This is a genomic window from Actinomycetota bacterium (genome assembly GCA_036280995.1).
GTDB lineage: Bacteria > Actinomycetota > CALGFH01 > CALGFH01 > CALGFH01 > CALGFH01.
Window position 1 is genome coordinate 1 of record DASUPQ010000233.1, and the last position, 4,125, is coordinate 4,125.

Annotated in this window: 5 protein-coding genes and 1 pseudogene; 3 read left to right on the plus strand and 3 right to left on the minus strand. The window is 69.2% G+C overall.

The features are described from left to right. Positions 1 to 534 (minus strand): RNA polymerase subunit sigma-70 (locus tag VF468_07460; protein HEX5878142.1); only part of this gene is annotated, 534 nt, incomplete at its 3' end. A gap of 534 nt (positions 535 to 1,068) precedes the next feature. Beyond that, positions 1,069 to 1,971: pseudogene (locus tag VF468_07465) on the minus strand (IS256 family transposase). A 149-nt stretch (positions 1,972 to 2,120) separates the two neighbouring features. Here VF468_07465 and VF468_07470 point away from each other — a divergent pair. Further along, positions 2,121 to 2,852 (plus strand): alpha/beta hydrolase, encoded by a 732-nt coding sequence (locus tag VF468_07470; GenBank protein ID HEX5878143.1) that lies wholly within the window; start codon positions 2,121 to 2,123, stop codon positions 2,850 to 2,852. A 246-nt stretch (positions 2,853 to 3,098) separates the two neighbouring features. On the opposite strand, the gene VF468_07475 is transcribed toward VF468_07470, so the two are convergent. After that, on the minus strand, positions 3,099 to 3,434 hold the full coding sequence (locus tag VF468_07475) for a hypothetical protein (GenBank protein ID HEX5878144.1): 336 nt from the start codon (positions 3,432 to 3,434) through the stop codon (positions 3,099 to 3,101). Between the two features lie 107 nt (positions 3,435 to 3,541). Here VF468_07475 and VF468_07480 point away from each other — a divergent pair, with 107 nt between their 5' ends. Both VF468_07480 and VF468_07485 read left to right on the plus strand, forming a co-directional pair. Next, positions 3,542 to 3,919 carry a hypothetical protein gene (locus VF468_07480; protein ID HEX5878145.1) on the plus strand — a complete coding sequence of 126 codons (378 nt, stop codon included), beginning with the start codon at positions 3,542 to 3,544 and terminating at the stop codon, positions 3,917 to 3,919. Then, the coding region (locus VF468_07485) for a transcriptional regulator (GenBank protein HEX5878146.1) at positions 3,907 to 4,125 on the plus strand (219 nt) is incomplete at its 3' end. The genes VF468_07480 and VF468_07485, both read left to right, overlap by 13 nt.

Sequence of the window (4,125 nt, forward strand, 5' to 3'; positions counted from 1 at the left end):
CTGCAGCGCGCTGTTGACCGCCGCGGTCGTGGTGCCAAGCAGGTCGGCGACCTCGGCCGCCCGCCACCCCAGTACGTCCCGCAGGATCAGGACCGCGCGCTGCCGCGGCGGCAGGTACTGCAACGCGGCCACCAACGCCAATCGCACGCTGCCCCGTAACCCAACGATCGTGGCCGGATCGGCCAGTCCCCCCTCGAGCAGCGCGCCGGGCATCGGCTGCAGCCACGGCACCTCGGACGGACCGGTGGCCAACGGCGCCTCCGGGTCGTCGCCCGGGCCGCCAAGGCCGGACGGCAACGGCCGACGGTGACCCTGTTCGAGCGCACGCAGGCACGCGTTGGTCGCAATCCGGTACAGCCATCGCCGCAGCGACGACCGACCCTCGAACCCCGCAAAGGAACGCCAGGCCCGCAGGTAGGCCTCCTGGACCGCGTCCTCGGCATCCTGCACCGACCCGAGCATTCGGTAGCAGTGCGCCAGCAGCTCACCGCGGAACGGGTCCGCCAGCCGTGCGAACTCCTCCCTGTCGGCCATCGCCGCTACCGCGCCTTGCCAGCAGTGAAGCCGGCCGTGTCGCGACCAACCCACGCCGCCGGCAACGACCCCGGGCATGCCAGCAGGCCGACGGCACCGGCAGCAACGCTGACCACAGGCTGGCCGGGTTGCCGCGCCCGTTGTCCGGCATGGCTGCACCGGTCCAGAAGCGCCCGCCCTGAGCGCAACCCGCGCACGGCCCCCGCCTCGGCCGAATGCGCTACCACACCGCCGAACTCGTCCGGGCCGCCGACGCCCGGCCCCAAGCCACCCAGGCGACCGCCTACCGCGGCCGACATCACCACTCCTTGCCCGTCGCGTGGTTGTCGAGCGGATCCTTTCACCACTCCAGATCCAGCAACCGGCGACAACTCATCGGCTGGCTCATGGTCCTACCCGTGCGGCATCAATAGTCCAGAGCGCAGCAGATGGGTGCGATGTCGTCGATCTGCCCGAGGAACCGTCAAGAGTTATGGATGGCCGGGTCTTGGATGATCACGCGGCGACCTCTCCATCCTCGTCGGGACGCTCGATCACCAGCTTGAACGCCATCGCCAGGCCCGCGGCCTTGGAGCCTGGCCCCTTGGTCACCCGGGTTCTGAGCCGCACCGTGGAGAAGGTCGACTCGATCGGGTTGCTGGTCTTGAGGTGCACCCAATGCTCAGCCGGGAAGTCGAAGACGCAGAGCCGTTCCTCGGCGTCGTCGGTGATCTTGGCCACCGCCCTGGGCCGCTTTACGCCATAGTCTCGAGCGAACCTCTGGATCGCCCGCCTGGCGTGGTCACGGTCGGGGGCGTCGCGGATCTCAGCCAACGCCGTGCGCGCGCCGGCGTGCACGCTGGCGGGCAGGCAGCCCAGCACGTTGGCGAGCTTGTGGACCCAGTCGCGCTGGTGGCGGGTGGCCGGAAAGACCTCGCGGAGCGCCGCCCACAACCCAAGCGCGCCGTCCCCGACTGCCACGACCGGCACCCGCATCCCGCGGCGCCGACGGTCCCGCAGCAACTCCGCCCAGCTGTCGGTGGACTCACGCTCGCCGTCAGCGACCGCCACTAGCTCCTTTGGTGCCGTCGGCGCGTACGCCCGCGATCACCAGGCAGCACAGGCGGGCCTGCTCCAACCGAACCCGGAAATGCAGACCGTCGGCCCAGACATACACGTAGTCGCGGTCAGGCCGCGGCGGCAGAACACCTGGTAGTCGGCCTGACAGCAGCCGGCCACGGCCGCCGCCGACAGCCCCGCTGCGGAGCCGAAGAACGCCTCCAACGCGGGCACGAAGTCGCCGGTGGACAGGCCGTGTAGGTACAGCAGCGGCAACACCTCAGTGACCTTGGGGCTCTCGCGGCACCACGGCGGCAAGATCACCGAGCGGAACCGGACCCGCTCACCGCTCACCAGGTCGGTGCGGCGGTCGTCCACCCGCGGGGCTCGCACCGGGATCGGACTCCTGTCCTCCGGGATCGGGCCGCATCGGTCGGCCGGCGCGGCAAGGCCAAAACTTGCCAGGATTATCGAGACGCTGCAACCGACGTGGGCACCATGGTCCAGGCGAAAGCACGGGCCAGCATTGCGCTCCTGAGGAGGCCGTCATGCGGGGGACTGCTGTCTTGGTTCATGGGATGTGGTCAAGTCCGGCTGACTGGCGGTGGGTCGCCGAACGCTTACGCGACAACGACGTCGAGGTTGTTGTCCCCGACCTACCGTCGCATCGAACAGGATCCGCTGGGCTGACGGCCGACGCCGCCGAGGTGCGCCGCATCATTGCGAGCGCTCGGCCGCCTGTCGTCGCCGTCGGCTGGTCGTACGGATGCGCCGTGATCGACGAAGCGGCGGCGGAGGAGCCGTCCGTCACGCATCTGGTGTACATCGCCGGCATCCCGAACCCGGATCCAGGCGTGTTCTCGCCGGCTGGATCCGAGCCGGAGGAAGACCCGCATATCCTGGTGTTCGACGACGGCACGTTCGTCCTCGATAACGACTGGTGGCTCGATGAAGAAGCCGGTACGACGATGCCAAGCCACGTCCTGGCGCATCTTCACGAGCACCCACGGCGTCCGGCGAGTTCGGCGACATGGTCCGACCCCTCTACCGCCGCAGCGTGGGAGTCCATCCCCGTGACCTTCATTATCGGACGGTTTGACGACCTGGTCCCGAGCGACCGGGTGACCTGGGCCGAGCGTCATTTTGAGGTCCGGACACTGGATTGCGACCACTTCATCATCTTTCGGGAGGCAGGATTCGTCGCCGATGTTGTGATCGAGAAGCTCGACGATGCGCGTCGGTCAGGCATGACCAGCGACGGATCGAGAGAGCCTGCGTAGCGACACGTTGTCGTCCAGGTCAGGGCACTGAGTAATCGCGCGAGATGACGGTGCAGGCTCGTCGATGCTACCCGGCTCAGCGGTGAAGCTGGCACGCCCCGCCGGTCAGGCCGGCAGGCCGCCCACGCGGTCGGCCACTGGATATCGGCACCACGTATTCCACGATGTCGCTCCTCTTGACGAGAAGCGGGCATCGCATCGCCTCGGTGGGCGGCCCGGGCTGGCTATGGTCCGGCGTGCGGGTGTTCAGCGCTTGGTCGACTTCTTGGCCGTACCGGCGGCCTTCTCGGTCTCCTTCTGGACTGACTCGCCGATCGCGGTGGTGGCGCCAAGCACGCTGTGGGCCAGCTCGCGCTGGGCGTTCAGGAGCTGGGCGGCGAAGTCGAACACCGAGTCGACGACCTCGGCCGGGCTGGGCAGCTGGTCGGTGCGGGGCAAGGCGCTCTGGCCAGTGCCCGGCACGAGCTGCTGAATGGTCTCGGTCCAAGCGCGCATGCCGTCGATGACGGCCTCCTGGCTCTTGCGGATGCCGTCGAGGACCTGGGTCTGGATCTCCTGGGTGGGGTCCTTTTCCGTTGGCATGAGACGGATCCTCCTCCGCCGGGTGGTGCCACTGGTGCACACAACTGCGCTAACTAGCGTTGGCAAGAGGCTGCCAGGTCAAACCTGTCGACCGTTAGGATCACTGCATGACGGTGTTCACCGAGCACCTGGTGGAGTCCAACCGGGCCCTCTGGGTGGCCATGGCCGGCCACCCCTTCGTGCTCGGCCTGGCCGACGGCACCCTCCCCGACAGCGCCCTGCAGGCCTGGGTGCAGCAGGACCGGATCTTCGTGGTCCAGGAGCGGCGGGTGGTGGCCGCGCTCCGGGCCCACGGCCTGCCGTCGCGGCTGGACGACCTGCTCGCCGACCTGGACCACAGCCTGGTGCTGGAGGCCGAGGCCTTTACCCGGGCCGCCGAGCGCGCGTATCTGGACACCTGGACGGCCGTGGCCGAACGCAGCCCGGCCGACTCGGCCTACCACGCCTGGATCCAGAACTGGAGCGGCCTGGCATGGCCGGCCTGAGCCAGCACCTGCTCGCGCTCGGGCGGGCGAACCTGGGGCGCCAGCTGGCCCATCCCACCGTACGCGGCATCGCCGCCGGCGACCTGGAGCCCGAGCGGTTCCGGGCCTGGCTGGTCCAGGACTATCTGTTCCTGCTCGATTATGTGCGGCTGTTCGCCCTGGCCGCCGCCCGAGCGCCTGACCCCGACACCCTGGGTCGCCTGGTC